This is a genomic window from Nocardiopsis codii, assembly GCF_036327455.1.
Taxonomy (GTDB): domain Bacteria; phylum Actinomycetota; class Actinomycetes; order Streptosporangiales; family Streptosporangiaceae; genus Nocardiopsis; species Nocardiopsis codii.
The window spans coordinates 77,029-91,931 of sequence record NZ_JAUZMY010000025.1 but is presented as its reverse complement, the minus strand read 5'-3'; the positions used below and the strand labels follow the sequence as shown (position 1 = coordinate 91,931).

General features: G+C 74.6%; 11 protein-coding genes and 1 pseudogene. 9 read left to right on the top strand and 3 right to left on the bottom strand.

All coding sequences use genetic code 11. The annotated features are described in order from the left end of the window. Nucleotides 1–106: 106 nt before the first annotated feature. Nucleotides 107–1,383 (bottom strand): annotated as a pseudogene (locus Q8791_RS31865) (MFS transporter). Between the two features lie 177 nt (nucleotides 1,384–1,560). On the opposite strand from Q8791_RS31865, the gene Q8791_RS22805 reads away from it, so the two are divergent. From Q8791_RS22805 to Q8791_RS22795, 3 genes are all read left to right on the top strand, one after another. Then, nucleotides 1,561–2,445, top strand: coding sequence for a LysR family transcriptional regulator (locus Q8791_RS22805; RefSeq protein WP_330093839.1), 885 nt, complete (start codon nucleotides 1,561–1,563; stop codon nucleotides 2,443–2,445). A 132-nt stretch (nucleotides 2,446–2,577) separates the two neighbouring features. Further along, entirely contained in the window at nucleotides 2,578–3,357 is a 780-nt protein-coding gene (locus Q8791_RS22800; protein WP_330093817.1) for an SDR family oxidoreductase, read from the top strand. Nucleotides 3,358–3,520: 163 nt separating this feature from the next. Next, entirely contained in the window at nucleotides 3,521–5,293 is a 1,773-nt protein-coding gene (locus Q8791_RS22795; protein ID WP_330093816.1) for a sensor histidine kinase, read from the top strand. Nucleotides 5,294–5,318: 25 nt separating this feature from the next. Here Q8791_RS22795 and Q8791_RS22790 read toward each other — a convergent pair whose 3' ends face one another. Continuing rightward, entirely contained in the window at nucleotides 5,319–5,972 is a 654-nt protein-coding gene (locus Q8791_RS22790; RefSeq protein WP_330093815.1) for a response regulator transcription factor, read from the bottom strand. 351 nt (nucleotides 5,973–6,323) lie between these two features. On the opposite strand from Q8791_RS22790, the gene Q8791_RS22785 reads away from it, so the two are divergent. From Q8791_RS22785 to Q8791_RS22770, 4 genes are all read left to right on the top strand, one after another. Further along, nucleotides 6,324–6,893 (top strand): pyridoxamine 5'-phosphate oxidase family protein, encoded by a 570-nt coding sequence (locus tag Q8791_RS22785; RefSeq protein ID WP_330093814.1) that lies wholly within the window; start codon nucleotides 6,324–6,326, stop codon nucleotides 6,891–6,893. Nucleotides 6,894–7,228: 335 nt separating this feature from the next. After that, nucleotides 7,229–9,493, top strand: a complete 2,265-nt coding sequence (locus Q8791_RS22780; protein ID WP_330093813.1) for a DUF6351 family protein — start codon at nucleotides 7,229–7,231, stop codon at nucleotides 9,491–9,493. A gap of 149 nt (nucleotides 9,494–9,642) precedes the next feature. Continuing rightward, nucleotides 9,643–10,779 carry an SPFH domain-containing protein gene (locus Q8791_RS22775; RefSeq protein ID WP_330093812.1) on the top strand — a complete coding sequence of 379 codons (1,137 nt, stop codon included), beginning with the start codon at nucleotides 9,643–9,645 and terminating at the stop codon, nucleotides 10,777–10,779. 86 nt (nucleotides 10,780–10,865) lie between these two features. Then, nucleotides 10,866–11,966, top strand: a complete 1,101-nt coding sequence (locus Q8791_RS22770) for a hypothetical protein (protein ID WP_330093811.1) — start codon at nucleotides 10,866–10,868, stop codon at nucleotides 11,964–11,966. 78 nt (nucleotides 11,967–12,044) lie between these two features. On the opposite strand, the gene Q8791_RS22765 is transcribed toward Q8791_RS22770, so the two are convergent. Next, entirely contained in the window at nucleotides 12,045–12,620 is a 576-nt protein-coding gene (locus Q8791_RS22765) for an ArsR/SmtB family transcription factor (protein ID WP_330093810.1), read from the bottom strand. A 74-nt stretch (nucleotides 12,621–12,694) separates the two neighbouring features. Between Q8791_RS22765 and Q8791_RS22760 the strand changes: the two genes are divergently transcribed. Both Q8791_RS22760 and Q8791_RS22755 read left to right on the top strand, forming a co-directional pair. After that, nucleotides 12,695–13,996, top strand: a complete 1,302-nt coding sequence (locus Q8791_RS22760; RefSeq protein WP_330093809.1) for an MFS transporter — start codon at nucleotides 12,695–12,697, stop codon at nucleotides 13,994–13,996. Between the two features lie 84 nt (nucleotides 13,997–14,080). After that, on the top strand, nucleotides 14,081–14,878 hold the full coding sequence (locus Q8791_RS22755; RefSeq protein WP_330093808.1) for a phosphotransferase enzyme family protein: 798 nt from the start codon (nucleotides 14,081–14,083) through the stop codon (nucleotides 14,876–14,878). The last annotated feature ends 25 nt before the right edge of the window (nucleotides 14,879–14,903 follow it).

The following is a 14,903-nucleotide window of genomic DNA, read 5'->3' as shown; positions in this document are numbered from 1 at the left end:
GGCGCGCTCGGAGCCGGTCAGAGGGGCGCACCGGTCCGGGCGGGACGCGGCGTCAGGCCCGTGGCACCGGAGAACGGGAGGCGGGAGGCCTCCGCCCGGACCGTCCTCAGCCGGAGGGGACGGGGGGAAGCCGGCGCAGCCGCAGCCCCACCAGGGCCGCCGCCGCGCACAGGCCCGCAGCGAACGCCACGGCGCCGCCCCAGCCCACCGCGTCGTAGACCAGGCCCCCGCACCACCCGAAGAGGCTGGAGCCGAGGTAGTAGGCGAGCGTGTACAGGGCCATCGCCTGGGCGCGGCCGGTCACCGCCCGTGCGCCGACCCAGGCCGAGGCGGTGGCGTGGGCGCAGAAGAAGGCGAAGGTCAGTACCAGGAGGGCGGCCATGAGCCCGACCAGGGCGGTGCTGAGCAGTCCGCCCAGACCGGCGGCCATCAGCACCGTGGAGACGATCAGCACGGGGTAGCCGCCCCAGCGCAGGGAGACGTTCCCCGAGACCGCCGAGCCGACCATCCCCGCGGTATAGGAGAGGAAGAGCAGGGACGCGGCGGACTGGGAGAGCCCGAAGGGCTCCCCCATGAGGCGGAAGCCGAGCAGGTTGTACACGGTCATGAACGCGCCCATGAGCAGGAGTGCCTGGGCGTAGAGGGCGGGCAGGCCGCGCGTGGTGAGCGCGGCGGCCAGGCGCCGGCCCATCCCCGGACCCGTGGCCGGGGCGGCGCCCGCGGGCCCCGGCGGCCCGGTGGGGGCCACCCGGCCCGTACCGTGCTCCCCCGCCCCCGCCGCGGGCGCGGCAGGACCAGGACGAAGACGAGCAGGCACACCAGCCCGAGGAGGGTGTTGGCGGCGATCCCCCACTGCCAGCCGCCCAGGTCGGCGGCGAACCCTGCGAGCAGGCGCCCGCCCATCCCTCCCAGGGGGTTGCCCGCGATGTACAGGCCGGTGGCGCGCGGGGCGTCGGCGGGGTGCACCTCCTCGGACAGGTAGGCGACGGCGGCGGCGGGCACCCCGCCCAGGGCCGCGCCCTGGAGGGCGCGCAGGGCGAGCAGGACCCAGAGTTCCCCCGCCAGTGGCGTCACACAGCCCACGAGGGTGGTGAGGGCCAGGGACACGGCGATGACGCGGGCGCGGCCGAACCGGTCGGCGGCACCGCTCCACACCAGGGTGAACCCGGCCAGGCCTCCGGTGGCCACGGAGACCGTGAGCGCGGCCTGGGACGCGGAGGAGCCGAATCCGGCGGCGATCGCCGGCAGGACCGGCTGGACCGACCACAGCTGGGCGAAGGTGGCCACGGCGACGGCGACCATGGCGACGACGGTCCGCCTGTAGGCGGTGGTGCCCGCGCGGGGGCGTGCGTCGTGGTCGGGCGGGGACGTGGTCACGGTCATGGGTCCACGCTAGGAACCCCGGTTTCATACGTCCAATGCATGGATTCGTTCTGTCCCATACTGGAACGCATGGAACACGTGGAGGGGTCGGAGCAGGCGGGACGCGACGCGGACGGCGGCCGCGCCCCCGGGCCGGACGCGGACGCGCTCGCCCGGGTGCTGGCGCCCCGGTTGCGGATGGTGGCGGCGGTCGCGGGGACCGAACACGTGACCCAGGCCGCCGAGTCGCTGGGAATCCCCCAGCCGACGCTGAGCCGGGCCCTGGCGCGGGCCCAGGAGGAGTTGGGGATCGCTCTGGTGGAGCGCACCGGGCGCGGGGTCCGGCTGACCCGCGCCGGCAGGCTCCTGCTCCCGCACGTGGAGCGGGCGCTGGACGACCTGCGCCGGGGGATGGCGGAGCTGACGGGCGCCGAGGAGGGGCGGGTGGCGCTGACGTTCCTGCCCACGCTCGGGGTGGAGGTGGTGCCGGTGCTGCTGCGCGGGTTCCGCGCCGAGCACCCGGGGGTGCGGTTCTCGCTGACCCAGGAGCCGTGGGCGGAGTCGCTGCGCCGCGTGTCCTCGGGCGGCGCGGACCTGGCCCTGACCTCGCCTCTGCCGTCGGGGCGCGGGTTGGCGGCCGCGGTGCTGCACACGCAGTCGTTGCGGCTGGTGGTGCCGGAGGGCCACCCCCTGGCCGGCTCCCCGGGCGGGGTCCCCGCCGTGGCGGCGGCCGAGGAGGAGTTCGTCCTGCTCAAGCCGGGCCGGGGGGTGCGCCATCTCACCGACCGGCTGAGCGAGCGGGCGGGCTTCACACCGCGGGTCGCGTTCGAGGCCGACGACATCTCGACCGCCCGCGGCCTGGTGGCGGCCGGGCTGGGGGTGTCGGTGCTTCCGGCGCGCCCGCGCGGTCCGCTGGCCGGGACTGTGGAGGTCGCGATCCGGGGGGAGGGTGTGGACCGCCCGATCGGCGTGGTCTGGCCGCGGGAGGGGTCGGGCGGCGGTTACGAGCCCCCGGCGGTGGCCCTGTTCCGCGACTACGTGCGGCGGGTGGGGCCGCGCATCATCCCCGACCTGACGGGGTGAGCGGTCTTCGCCGGCCGCGGGGCCGGGCAGGGCCCGCGGACACGGGCCGGCACGGGAGCGCGGGCGCGCCGGGGAGAGCGCGTAAACCGGTTGCCGCTCCGGGCGGGCCGGGCCACGATGGCCCCATGCCCCATGCCCCCTGCTCCGCGCGCTTCCTCCACCCGCCCGGTCGCCCTGGTCACCGGGGTGGGCCGTACCGTCGGCATCGGCTCGGCGATCGCCCGCCGACTGGCATCCTCCGGATGGGACGTGGCCTTCACCTACTGGACCCCCTACGACGCGCGGATGGACTGGGGCGTCGAATCCGGCGCGGCCGGGGCCACCCTGTCCGCGCTGGCCGGGAGCGGTGCGGCCGCCCACCCGGTGGAGGCCGACCTGGCCGACCCCGCCTCCCCCGCGCGGATCTTCGACGAGGTCGAGGAGCGGCTCGGGCCCGTCACCGCGCTGGTGATGTGCCACTGCGAGTCGGTGGACTCCGGCCTGCTGGACACCACCGTGGACGCCTTCGACCGGCACTTCGCGGTCAACGCCCGCGCGACCTGGCAGCTGGCCCGCGAGTTCGGCCTCCGGTTCTCCGGCGGGCACGGGAGCGGGCGCGTCGTCGCCCTGACCAGCGACCACACGGTCGGCAACCTCCCCTACGGGGCGAGCAAGGGTGCCCTGGACCGCATCGTCCTGGCCTGCGCCCGCGAACTCGCCCACCTGGGCGTGAGCGCGAACGTCGTCAACCCCGGCCCGGTGGACACCGGATGGATGTCGGAGGAGACGCGTCGGGAGTGCGCGGGCCACACCCCCCTGGGACGGGCGGGCACCCCCGAGGACACCGCCGACCTGGTGGACTTCCTGTGCTCTCCCCGGGGGGCGTGGGTCAACGGCCAGCTCCTCAACAGCGACGGCGGCATCTCCGCCTGACCGCGCCGGGCGGCCGGCGCACCGCCGGGGCCCGGAGCGGACATGCTGCTCCCGGGCGGCTCCGTCCGGCCCGATCGGCGAGGGGGAAGCCGACCGCGGCCGACCGGAACCTGCCTCTAGACTCGGTGTCGAGCCCTTCGACAGCTGCCGGGAAAGAGCCCCCATGAGCCAGACGGACGGCGGCCGCACCGCACCCCACGGTCACGACCGGTTGTCCCTCCCCCAGGTCCGGCTCGACGACCTGTTGGACGAGGTCCGATCGCGCTTGGGTGAGATCTCCGCGAGCCAGGAGCGCATCCACACCCTCCTCGAGGCGGTCGTGTCCATCGGGGAGGGGCTCGAACTCGACCCCCTGCTGGTGCGCATCACCGAGACGGCCGCCAGCCTGGTCGACGCCCGGTACGGAGCCCTGGGCGTGATCGGGCCCGACGGTGAGATGAGTCGCTTCATCCCCGTCGGCCTCGAACCCCACGAGATCGCGGCCATCGCGCACTGGCCCAAGGGCGAGGGCGTGCTGGGCCTGCTCATCAAGGAGCCGCGCCCCCTGCGCCTGCGCGACGTGCGCGAGCACCCCGAGTCGCGCGGCTTCCCGGCGGGGCACCCGCCCATGCAGACCTTCCTCGGCGTCCCCATCAGCATCCGCGACCAGGTGTTCGGCAACCTCTACATGACGGACAAGCGCGACGGCGCCGAGTTCACCGGGGACGACGAGCTCCTGCTGCGCGCCCTGGCCACCGCGGCGGGGACCGCGATCGAGAACGCCCAGCTCTTCGCCCAGACGCAGAGCCGGGAGACGTGGTTGGACGCCTCGGGCCAGATCACCACCCGGCTGTTGTCCGGCGCCCCTCCCGAGGAGGTGCTGCGGCTGGTCGCGCGCCGTGCCCGGGGGATGGCCCACGCCGACCTCGCGGTGATCGCCATGCCCGGCGAGGAGCACGACACCCTCACCGTGCGGGTGTGGGACGGCCCCGAGGAGCGCGGCGGGGCGGTGGCCGCCGGCGCCCGGGGCGCCACGCTCACGTGCGCGCCCGAGACCCTGCTGGGGCGTGTCTACCGCAGTGGCGAACCCGTCCAGACCGACGTCTCGGCCACCGGACACGGCGGGGTCGGTTTCCTGACACGGCAGGGTGTGGGGCCTGTGCTGGTGCTGCCGTTCGGTCCGCCCGACGGCGCGCGGGGCGTGCTCGTCCTCGCCCGGGACGAGGGGGGCGAACCGTTCCAGGACAGCTGGCTGAGCATGCTGTCCCCGTTCGCCGACCAGGCGGCGGTCGCCCTGGAGCTGGCCGAGACCAGGCTGGACTCCGAGCGCCTGAGCGTGCTGGAGGACCGCGACCGCATCGCGCGCGACCTGCACGACACGGTCATCCAGCGCCTGTACGCCACCGCCATCACGCTGATGGGCACGGTGCGCCGCATCGACGACACCGTCTCCTCGCAGCGGGTGCAGAACGCGGTCGACGATCTGGACGACACCATCCGCCAGATCCGCTCCACGATCTTCGCCCTCCAGAGTTCGGGCGAGGACGCCCCGTGGTTGCGCTCGAGGGTCCTGGACCTGGTCAACTCCGCGTCGGAGACGCTGGGGTTCGCGCCCCGCCTGCTCACGCAGGGGCCGATCGACAACGCGGTGGACGAGGCGGTCGGCGAGCACCTGGTCGCGGTGCTGCGCGAGCTCCTGTCCAACGCGGCCCGCCACGCGCGGGCCACGTCCGTGGACGTGGAGCTGTCCGTGGGCGAGGAGCTGCTGCTGCGGGTGAGCGACGACGGCCGGGGGATCGCGCAGGGCGTCTTCCGCAGTGGGCTGCGCAACGCGGCCTCGCGCGCGGAGGAGCTGGGAGGGCGCCTGTCGGTGTCCTCCGGTCCGGGCGGGGGCGCGTGCGTGGAGTGGGCGGTGCCGCTCCGGCGCGACTCGGGGTCCGGGGGCGCCGCCGGGTGAGCCCCGGGCGGGCCCCGCGGGTCGCCTACCCCTGGTCCATGGAGATCCGTACCGCGTAGGCGGCGGCCTGGGTGCGCCTGGCCATGCCGAGCTTGGCCAGGACCCTGGACACGTAGTTCTTGACGGTCTTCTCCGCCAGGTACATGCGCGCGCCGATCTCCCGGTTGGTGAGCCCCTCGCCGATGAGTTCCAGGACGCGGCGCTCCTGCTCGGTGAGTTCGCTGAGCGGGTCCTTGCGCACGGCGTCCTCGCGCAGGCGCTTGAGCATGCGGGAGGTGGACTCGGGGTCGAGCAGGGACCGCCCGTCGGCGACCGTGCGGACCGCGCCGACCAGGTCGGTGCCGTGGATCTGTTTGAGGATGTACCCGGACGCCCCGGCCATGACCGCGCCGTAGAGCGCCTCGTCGTCGGAGTAGGACGTCAGCATGAGCATGCGGGCGTCGGGGAGCAGGGAGCGGATCTCCCGGCAGACGGTGACGCCGTCCCCGTCGGGGAGGCGCACGTCGAGCACGACCACGTCGGGTGCGAGCGCGGGGACCCGCGCCAGGGCCTGTGCCGCGGTTCCGGCCTCGCCGACCACCTCGATGCCGTCCTCCTCGTCCAGGAGTGAACCGACACCTCGTCGGACGATCTCGTGGTCGTCCACCAGGAACACCCGGATCGTTCTGTCTCCGCCCATCAGGTGGGCACCTCCTCAGCGCTGGACGCGGGGACCCGGGACGGATCGTCCGCCCGGGGTCGGGGTCGCCCGCCGCCGCGTGCCCATTGTCGGGCACCCGTGGGCGGGAGTGTTCCGGCCTCGGGGAGGGCGGGGCCGGGGGCAGGCTCCCGTCCACCCAGCCTAGACAGGGACGATTCACGCCATATGAGTCGAACGTCCCTTTCTGTTTGAGCCCTGCGTCCCTCCGGGTAGTCGGGAAAGGGGGACCTCCGTCATCGGACAGGGGGCCGGCGGTCCACGCCTTCGGGGCCAGGACCGGCGAGGATGGCGTGGGAACGAAGCGAGGGCACCAACTTCGGGGAGCCTGTCATGGAGAGATCACACGGGGCCGGAGCGCCGGGCCGGGATCGGGAACCGGTCGCGGAGGCGGCGCCGCCGCCCGCGCAGCGGACGTCGGACGAGTACGCGGGGACCGACCGGCTCGCGGACGACCAGGAGCTGATGGAGGGCGCCGACGTCATCGAGGGGGACGACCGGGCGAGCTTCACGGTCCTGGAGCGGCAGACCTGCTTCAACCTGATGGGGACCCGCGACATCGGCCGGGTGGCGTTCACGATCGACGGCGACGCCGCCCCGACGGTCCTTCCGGTGAACTACGCGCTGCTCGACGACACCGTGGTCTTCCGGTCCACCCTGGCGGGCACCGTGATGCGCTACGCGCGCGGCCACGCCGCCTTCCAGGTCGACCTGTTCGACGAGGAGCGCCGCGAGGGCTGGAGCGTGCTGGCGAGCGGGCGGTGCAGGTGGGTCCGCGACACGGACGAGCTGGCGCGCATCCCCCAGGGCCGCCTGCCCCTGCCCTGGGCCGCGGGGGACCGCGACCAGGTGCTGAAGCTCATCCCCGGCCGGGTCACCGGGCGGCGGATCCACCGGACCTGAGCGGACGGGGGCGTCCGCGCCTCCGCGTGCCGGTGGCCGCACCACCCCTCGGCGGCGCGGCCACCGGCCTGTCACCGGGGCGTGGGCCAACGTCTCCCCAGCCTTGTCCGTACCGCGCGTTCGGCCTGTCCTGTTCGGGGTACCGAATCCGTCATGGGAGCACATCACCGGCTTCGGGTCCGGCACGTCCGGAGCGTCCGCCACCACCGTGCGGGCCCCGCCGCACCGTGCGGACGGCCCGGTGCCGGAGGCGCGGCGAACGGCGCACCGGACAGCGATGACCGGTTCGCCCCCCGACGCCGCCCGGCGAGGCGCCCCGCTCCGGCCCGTAGACGATGACGGCGAGACCCTGGGCCCGCGCGCTCCTGGGCGCCGGAGCCGCCGCCACCGCCGCCCTCCTCACCGTCTCCGGCACACCCCTGCTGTCCGGCCTGTGGGCGCTCCCCACCGGGGCGCTGCCCCCGCCCGCCGCTCCCGGGACACCCCGCGACGCCGACGCGCCCCTCTCCCTGGAGGTGCTCTCCTCCCGCCCCGACACCGTCATGGGCGACACCGTCCTGGTCAGGGTGGTGCCTCCGGCGGCCGTGCCCGCCGACCGCGTACGGCTGGAGGCGGGCGGCGCCGACGCCACCCCCGCACTGCGCACGGTCCGCCTGTCCGACGGAACCCCGGCCCTGGAGGGCCTGGTCTCCGGCCTTCCCGAGGGCGACACCGTCCTGTCCGCCTCCCACCCCGCCCCCGGCGGAGGCGCGGAAGGCGGGCATGCCGCCGGCACCGCCCGGGTCACCGTCACCGCCCACCCCCTGACCGGCCCGGTGTTCTCCGGCCCCCACCAGGAACCCTTCGTGTGCGACACCGAGCGGTTCGACCTCCACGGAGGCGGCACCCTCGGCCCGCCCCTGGACGCCGACTGCTCCGCCCCGACCGTGGTCCGCCACATGTACCGCACGGCCGACGGCTCCTGGGCTCCCATGGCGGACCCCGACCGGGTCCCCGGCGACGCCGCCGAGACCACAACCTCCACCGGCCGCCGGGTGCCCTACACCGTGCGGGTCGAGACCGGCACCGTGAACAGGTCGATCTACGAGACGGCCCTCCTGTACACCCCCGGCGCGCCCGGGCCCGACCCGTGGCGTCCCCCCGAGGGCTGGAACCGCCGCCTGGTGTACACGTTCGGCGGCGGGTGCGCGGGCGGCTGGTACGTCCAGGGGGCCAGGACCGCCGGGGTCCTGGACCACGGCATGCTCTCCCAGGGGTACGCGGTGGCCTCCGCCTCCCTCAACGTGTTCGGCCACAACTGCAACGACCTGCTGGCGGCCGAGACCGCGGCCGCCGTCGCACAGCGCTTCGCCCTCACCCACGGAGCCCCCGACCTCACCTTCGGCTGGGGTGCCTCCGGGGGCGCCTACCAGGCGCACCAGATCGCCGACAACCAGCCCGGTCTGCTCGACGGCGTCCTGGTCTCGCAGTCCTTCCCCGACGTCGGCTTCTCCGTCGTGCCCACCGCCGCCGACGCCCTGCTGTTGCGCGAGTACACCCGCGCGCACCCCGGCGCCCTGAGCCGGGAACAGCAGCGCGCGGTGTCCGGGTTCGCGCGCTGGGACGCCATCGGCGAGCTCGCCGAGGAGGCCGACCGCGTCGACCCCGGGGGCGTGTGCGCGGACCGGGTGCCCGAACACGTGCGCCACCACCCCGAGGACAACCCCGGCGGGGCCCGCTGCGAGCTGTACGCGCACACCGCCAACGTGTACGGGACCGACCCCGCCACCGGTCTGCCGCGCCGCCCCCTGGACAACGTCGGCGTCCAGTACGGGCTGGGAGCCCTCCTGGACGGCACGATCGACGCCGACCAGTTCCTGCACCTGAACGAGCACGTGGGCGGCCTGGACGCCGACGGGCAGGTGATGGGCGGGCGCACCGAGGCCGATCCGCGGGCCACCGTCGCCGCCTACCGCACCGGCCGGCTGCTCAACGGGGGCGGCGGCCTGGCCGACATCCCCGTCGTGGACCACCGCGCCTACGAGGACGACGTCCCGGGCGGGACCATCCACATGCGCTTCCACTCGTTCTCCCTGCGCGAACGCCTGCTGGCCGCCAACGGGACCGCCGACAACCACGTCATGCTCGTGGAGGAGCGCGGCAGGGGCGGGTTCTCCTCCTCCGCCCCGGTGGCCGGGCGTGCCCTGGCCGAACTGGACGCCTGGGCGAGCGGGATCCGGGACCTGCGCGGCGCCGACCCCGGACGCCCCGCCATCGACCACGTGCGCGCCGCGCGCCCTCCGTGGCTCGCGGACTCGTGCTGGGTGGGCGAGCCCGTCCGACGGGTGGTCGCCGAGCAGCGCCCGCTCCTGGCCGGCCAGGGGGACGTGTGCGCCGACGCCTTCCCCGTGTACACCTCGCCCCGGGTGGTCGCGGGCGCGCCCCTGGCCCTGGACGTGGTCGCGTGCCGGCGGGTCCCCTTCGACGCCGGGGCCCATCCCGCCGAGCTGACACCCGGGCAGGCCGAACGCGCCGGGGCGGTGTTCGCCGACGGGGTGTGCGACTGGTCGGTGCCGGGTCTGGGACAGCAGGGGCTCGCGGGAACCTGGCTGCGCTTCTGAACCGGGCGGCGCCGCGCCGCACCGCGAACGTCCCCCCGCCGGGCACGGCGCCCGCGCCCGCGTCGACGGCGAAAACCGCGAACACCCTGGAACTACGCGGACGGGGCATGCGTCGAACCTGGTGACAACCAGGGACTCAGGAGGGGCACGTGGGACTGTTCGACGCCATCCGTGGCGAGCTCGTCGACATCATCGAGTGGACCGACGACACACGCGACACCATCGTGTGGCGGTTTCCCCGACACGACAACGAGATCAAGATGGGCGCCCAGCTGGTGGTGCGCGAGTCGCAGATCGCGGTGTTCGTCAACGAGGGCAGGATCGCCGACGTGTTCGCGCCGGGGACCTACACCCTGGAGACGCGCAACATCCCGATCCTGACCACTCTCAAGGGCTGGAAGTACGGGTTCGACTCGCCGTTCAAGGCGGAGGTGTACTTCGTCAACGTCCGGCAGTTCACTGATTTCAAGTGGGGGACCCAGAACCCCGTGATGGTGCGCGACCCGGAGTTCGGCCCGGTGCGGCTGCGCGCCTTCGGCGGGTACTCGGTGCGGGTGGTCGACCCGCCCCGCTTCGTCTCCGAGCTGGTCGGCACCGATCCGCAGTTCCGCACCGAGGAGGTGCAGGGGTACCTGCGGCAGATGGTCACCAGCCGTCTGGGGAGCGCCCTGGCCACGGCCGCGCGGGACGTGCCGGTGCTGGAGCTGGCGATCCACCAGCACGACCTGGGCCGGCGCATGGCGACGGCGCTGACCGGGGACATGGCGTCGGTGGGCCTGGAGATCCCCCACTTCAACGTCGAGAGCATCACCCTGCCGCCCGAGGTGGAGAAGGCCCTGGACAAGCGCACCCAGATGGGTGTGCTCGGCGACATGGACCAGTACTCCCGGTTCCAGACCGCGACCGCGGTCGGCGACGCCGCCACGACCCCCGGCAGCGGAATGGGCGAGGCCATGGGTATGGGGATGGGGCTGGCCGCCGCCCAGCAGATGGCGCAGAGCATGAACCCCCAGCAGCACCAGCAGCCCCCGGCGCAGCAGGCCCCCCAGCAGGCTCCGGCGGGTCCCCCGCCCCTGCCCGCCCAACCCGAGTGGTTCGTCGGGTTCGACGGCCGGCAGCAGGGCCCCTTCGACCGTGCCGGGCTCGCCCAGCAGGCCGGCGGCGGCCGGCTCACCCCGGACACACTGGTCTGGAAGGCGGGCATGGCGCAGTGGGCCCAGGCCCGGCAGGTCCCGGAACTGGCCGGGCTGTTCCCCGCGACGCCCCCGCCCATGCCCCCCGCCTGAGCCGTCCCCGCCCCCGGGCGGCGGGCGCCCTCCCGAGCGGCCCCCGCCGCCCCGCCTCCCTCCTCCCCCGCGCACACAAGGCCGCCATGACCGACCCCACCCTCCCCCCGCCCTCGGCGGCCCCCCGCGAGTTCCCCTGCGGGGCGTGCGGGGCCCGCCTGGAGTTCGCCGCGGGAGCCGACCGCATGCGCTGCCCCTACTGCGGCAGCGAGGAGGGCGTTCCGACGGCCACCCGCCGGATCCGCGAGCACGACATCAGATCCCTGTTCACGCGCCGACCGGCCGCGCAGGTGGCCGAGTACCGGTTCGTGTGCCGGGGCTGCGGTGCGCACGTGCAGGGCGACCACCTGGCGCGGTCCTGCCAGTTCTGCACGGCGCCCCTGGTCGCCGACGACTCCGCGGACACCCAGGTCGTCCCCGAGGCGGTGCTGCCGTTCGCGGTGGACCGCCCGGCCGCCCGCGAGGCGCTGGGCACGTGGGCGCGCAGCCGCTGGTTCGCGCCCAACAGCCTCAAGGAGGTCGACGAGGCCGAGCGGTTCAAGAGCACCTACCTGCCGCACTGGACGTTCGACGCGCAGACGGTCTCGGACTACCGGGGGCAGCGGGGCGAGCACTACTGGGTGACCGAGACGTACACGACCCAGCAGAACGGCAAGACCGTCACGCAGACCCGGCAGGTGCGCAAGACGCGCTGGTACCCGGCGAGCGGCCGGGTGTCGAGGTTCTTCGACGACGTGCTGGTCAACGGCACCACCCAGCTGGCCCCGGAGAGGGTGGAGAGGCTCCAGCCCTGGCCGCTGCAGGCGGCCCGCCCCTACGCGCACGAGTACCTGGCCGGGCACGAGGCGCTGCGCTACGACGTGGAGCCGGAGCAGGGCCTGGAGAACGCCAAGCAGATCATGGCGGGCACCATCGAGGGCGACTGCCGCCGCGACATCGGCGGTGACGAGCAGCGGGTGGCGTCGGTGTCGACGGCGTACTCGCGGGTCACGGGCAAGCTGGTGCTGCTGCCGGTGTGGGCGGGCGCCTACCTGCACGGCGGCCGGAGCTGGCAGATCGTGGTGAACGGCTGCACGGGGGAGGTGCAGGGCGAGCGCCCCTACTCCGCGGTCAAGATCACCGCGGCGGTACTGGTGGCGATCGCGCTGATCGCCCTGACGGTGTTCCTCTTCTACCAGTACGGGTGACGCGGCGCCGGGATCCCGGCGCCCACCGGTCCCGCCCGGGGCGGCGGAGCCGGATCCCCGGCACGCGCCGCGGGCGGCTCACCCGTCCGCGGCGGGGTCCCCGTCGGTGATGCTGTGCAGCAGGAACGCGCCACCGTAGGCGGGCCTGTCCCGGCGCTCGTGGTCGGTGGCCACGTACTCGTCCAGGACGGCGAGGATACGGCGGTCGAGCTCGGCGATCTCCTCGTCGGACAGGTGCAGCACGAACCGCGAGTAGGAGCGGAGCGACGCCGGCCCGGCCTCGTCCAGTTCCTGCTGGAGGGCCCGCACCGGCGCGGCTGCCGCCCCCTCCCCGACCTCGCGCAGCGGCCCGTCCAGCCACCAGGACTCCCCCGTGGCGCGGTAGGGCTTCTCCAGTGCTCCACTGGCGCCGGTGCGCACGGGCGCGGGAAGGAGCAGGCCGGCGTCCACGAGCAGGCGGACGTGGTAGAGCACCGTGCCGGGGGTGGTGTCGAGCCGGTCGGCGAGCTCCTTGTTGGTGAACTCCCGTACCACGCACAGCCGCAGGATGCGGATCCGCAGCGGGTGGGAGAGGGCCTTGACCTCCTGGGCCGTGGCCGCCCGCCGCCTGCGCGCGGGGGGTCGTGCGCCCGCTCCGTCCGCGTGTTCACCCATGGCGGCCAGCCTAGCAATGATCGACAACCGACAGATCGATTGAGTTCTCTCAATCGATCTGCCAGTCTCGCTCCATGACGGAAACGACCCCCCGCCCCGAAGGCCCTCCCGACCCCGGTCCGGACACCGGGGACACGCGCCTCGGCACCCGGTTCTGGACCCTGTGGACCTCCTCCGGTCTCTCCAACCTCGCCGACGGGGTCCTGAAGGTCGCGCTGCCCCTGGTCGCGCTGCGCTTCACCGACTCCCCCACCCTGATCGCGGGCGTGGTGTTCGCGCTGACCGTGCCGTGGCTGCTGTTCTCGCTCCCGGCCGGAGCCGTCGCCGACCGGTTCGACCGCCGCCGGCTCATGCTCGGCGCCAACACGGCGCGGGGCCTGCTGCTCGGCGCGCTCGCCCTGGCCCTGGCCCTCGACCTGGGGTCGATCTGGCTCCTCTACGCGGTGGCCCTGGGCATCGGGACCACCGAGACCGTGTACGACACCTCGGCCCAGTCGATCCTGCCGCAGGTGGTCGGCCGCCATCAGCTCTCCCGCGCCAACGGGCGCCTGTACGCCGCCGAACTGAGCGCGAACCAGTTCGTCGGCCCGCCCCTGGGAGGCCTGCTGGTGACCCTCGGCGCGGCGGCGTCGTTCGTGGCGCCGGCCGCGCTGTGGCTGGTCGCGGCGGGGGCGCTGCTGCTGGTGCGCGGGCCCTTCCGGATCGAGCGGGACGCGCCCACCCGGATGCGCGAGGACATCGCCGAGGGGCTCCGGTTCCTGTGGGGCCACCGGATCCTGAGGAGGTTCGCGGCGATGGTGGGCCTGAGCAACTTCGCCGGCAACGCGACGTTCACCGTCCTGGTGCTGTTCGCCGTCGGCCCCGCCTCGCCCATGGGCCTGTCCGAGCCCGCCTACGGTCTGCTGCTGACCGCCACCGCGGCGGGCAGCGTGGTGGGCGCCCTGGCCGCGGAGCGGATCGAGCGGCTGCTGGGCCGGGTGCGGGCGCTGAGGTGGAGCACGCTCACGTTCACCGGCATCGTGGCCGTTCCGGCGCTGACCGCCGACCCGTTCCTGGTCGGCGCGGGCTTCTTCGTCGGCGGGCTGGGCATGTCGGTGTGGAACGTGATCACCGTGTCGCTGCGCCAGCGGATCACCCCCGACCACCTGCTCGGGCGGCTCAACAGCGCCTACCGGCTGCTGGCCTGGGGCACCATGCCGCTGGGCGCCGTCACCGGCGGACTGATCGCGCAGTTCTTCGGCCTGACCGCCGTGTTCGCGGGTATGGGGGCGCTGATCCTGGTCCTGTACCTGTGGCAGTTCACCCTGAGCGACGCGGCCCTGGCCTCCGTCGAGCACGGGCCCGCCGAGGACCGGCCCGGGCCGGGCGGGCGGTGACCGCCGTGCCGACCGCCCGGGCCCTGCCCACGGGACCGGGGGAAACCACCTGCGTCCCGGAGCGATTCCGGTGATACTGCTGCGATGACGGACCCAGCTCGCCGTGAACCGTACGAGGAGCCCCTGGAGGGCGGCAACGTCGCCGACGTGGTCGTGCGCGTGGGACGGACCGTGCGCAAACCGTGGACGCGGTCGTCCCGCTCGGTGATGTTCCTGCTCGACCACCTGCGCCGGTGCTCCTTCGAGGCCTCCGTGGCCTCCTTCGGCGCGGACTCGCAGGGACGGCAGGTGCTCCGCTACCATCCCGGCCGGATGTCCGACACGCTGCCGCCCCTGACCGGGGCCGAACTCCGCCGGCTGGGCGGCATCATCCGGCGGCTCCACGACCTCACCGCCGACTTCCGTCCCCCGGAGGAGCCGCAGTGGGACATCGCGACCCCCGACCCACGCGAGGAGGTCGTCTGCCACTACGACCTGGCGCCGTGGAACCTGGTGCGCGACGGCGAAGCCTGGACGTTCATCGACTGGGACGGGGCGGGGCCGGGCACCCGGATGGGCGACCTGGGGTACGCGGCGCACGGGTTCGTCCCGCTGCACGCGGGAGGGGCCCCGGAGGCGGACGCGCGCCGGCTCCGCGCACTGGCCGACGGCTACGGCTGTGACGACGCCCAGCGCCGGGAGCTGCCCGACGCGATCCTGCACCGGGTGCGCGGCATGTACGCACTGCTGGTGGAGGGCTCCCGGACGGGCGCGCAGCCGTGGGCGCGGCTGCACGCCGAGGGGCACGCGGACCACTGGGGCCCGGCCGCCGACTACGTGGAGCGCCACCGCGCGGTGTGGCTGGCGGCGCTGACCGGTCCCGGGGAGCCCGCCGGGCCCTGACCGCGCGGCGCCGGCCCCGCGCGGG

Coding starts and splice junctions, on each gene's coding strand:
- Q8791_RS22805 (WP_330093839.1), top strand. CDS start 1,561: ATGGTGGCGGCGGTCGCGGGGACCGAACACGTGACCCAGGCCGCCGAG.
- Q8791_RS22800 (WP_330093817.1), top strand. CDS start 2,578: ATGCCCCCTGCTCCGCGCGCTTCCTCCACCCGCCCGGTCGCCCTGGTC.
- Q8791_RS22795 (WP_330093816.1), top strand. CDS start 3,521: ATGAGCCAGACGGACGGCGGCCGCACCGCACCCCACGGTCACGACCGG.
- Q8791_RS22790 (WP_330093815.1), bottom strand. CDS start 5,972: ATGGGCGGAGACAGAACGATCCGGGTGTTCCTGGTGGACGACCACGAG.
- Q8791_RS22785 (WP_330093814.1), top strand. CDS start 6,324: ATGGAGAGATCACACGGGGCCGGAGCGCCGGGCCGGGATCGGGAACCG.
- Q8791_RS22780 (WP_330093813.1), top strand. CDS start 7,229: ATGACGGCGAGACCCTGGGCCCGCGCGCTCCTGGGCGCCGGAGCCGCC.
- Q8791_RS22770 (WP_330093811.1), top strand. CDS start 10,866: ATGACCGACCCCACCCTCCCCCCGCCCTCGGCGGCCCCCCGCGAGTTC.
- Q8791_RS22765 (WP_330093810.1), bottom strand. CDS start 12,620: ATGGGTGAACACGCGGACGGAGCGGGCGCACGACCCCCCGCGCGCAGG.
- Q8791_RS22760 (WP_330093809.1), top strand. CDS start 12,695: ATGACGGAAACGACCCCCCGCCCCGAAGGCCCTCCCGACCCCGGTCCG.
- Q8791_RS22755 (WP_330093808.1), top strand. CDS start 14,081: ATGACGGACCCAGCTCGCCGTGAACCGTACGAGGAGCCCCTGGAGGGC.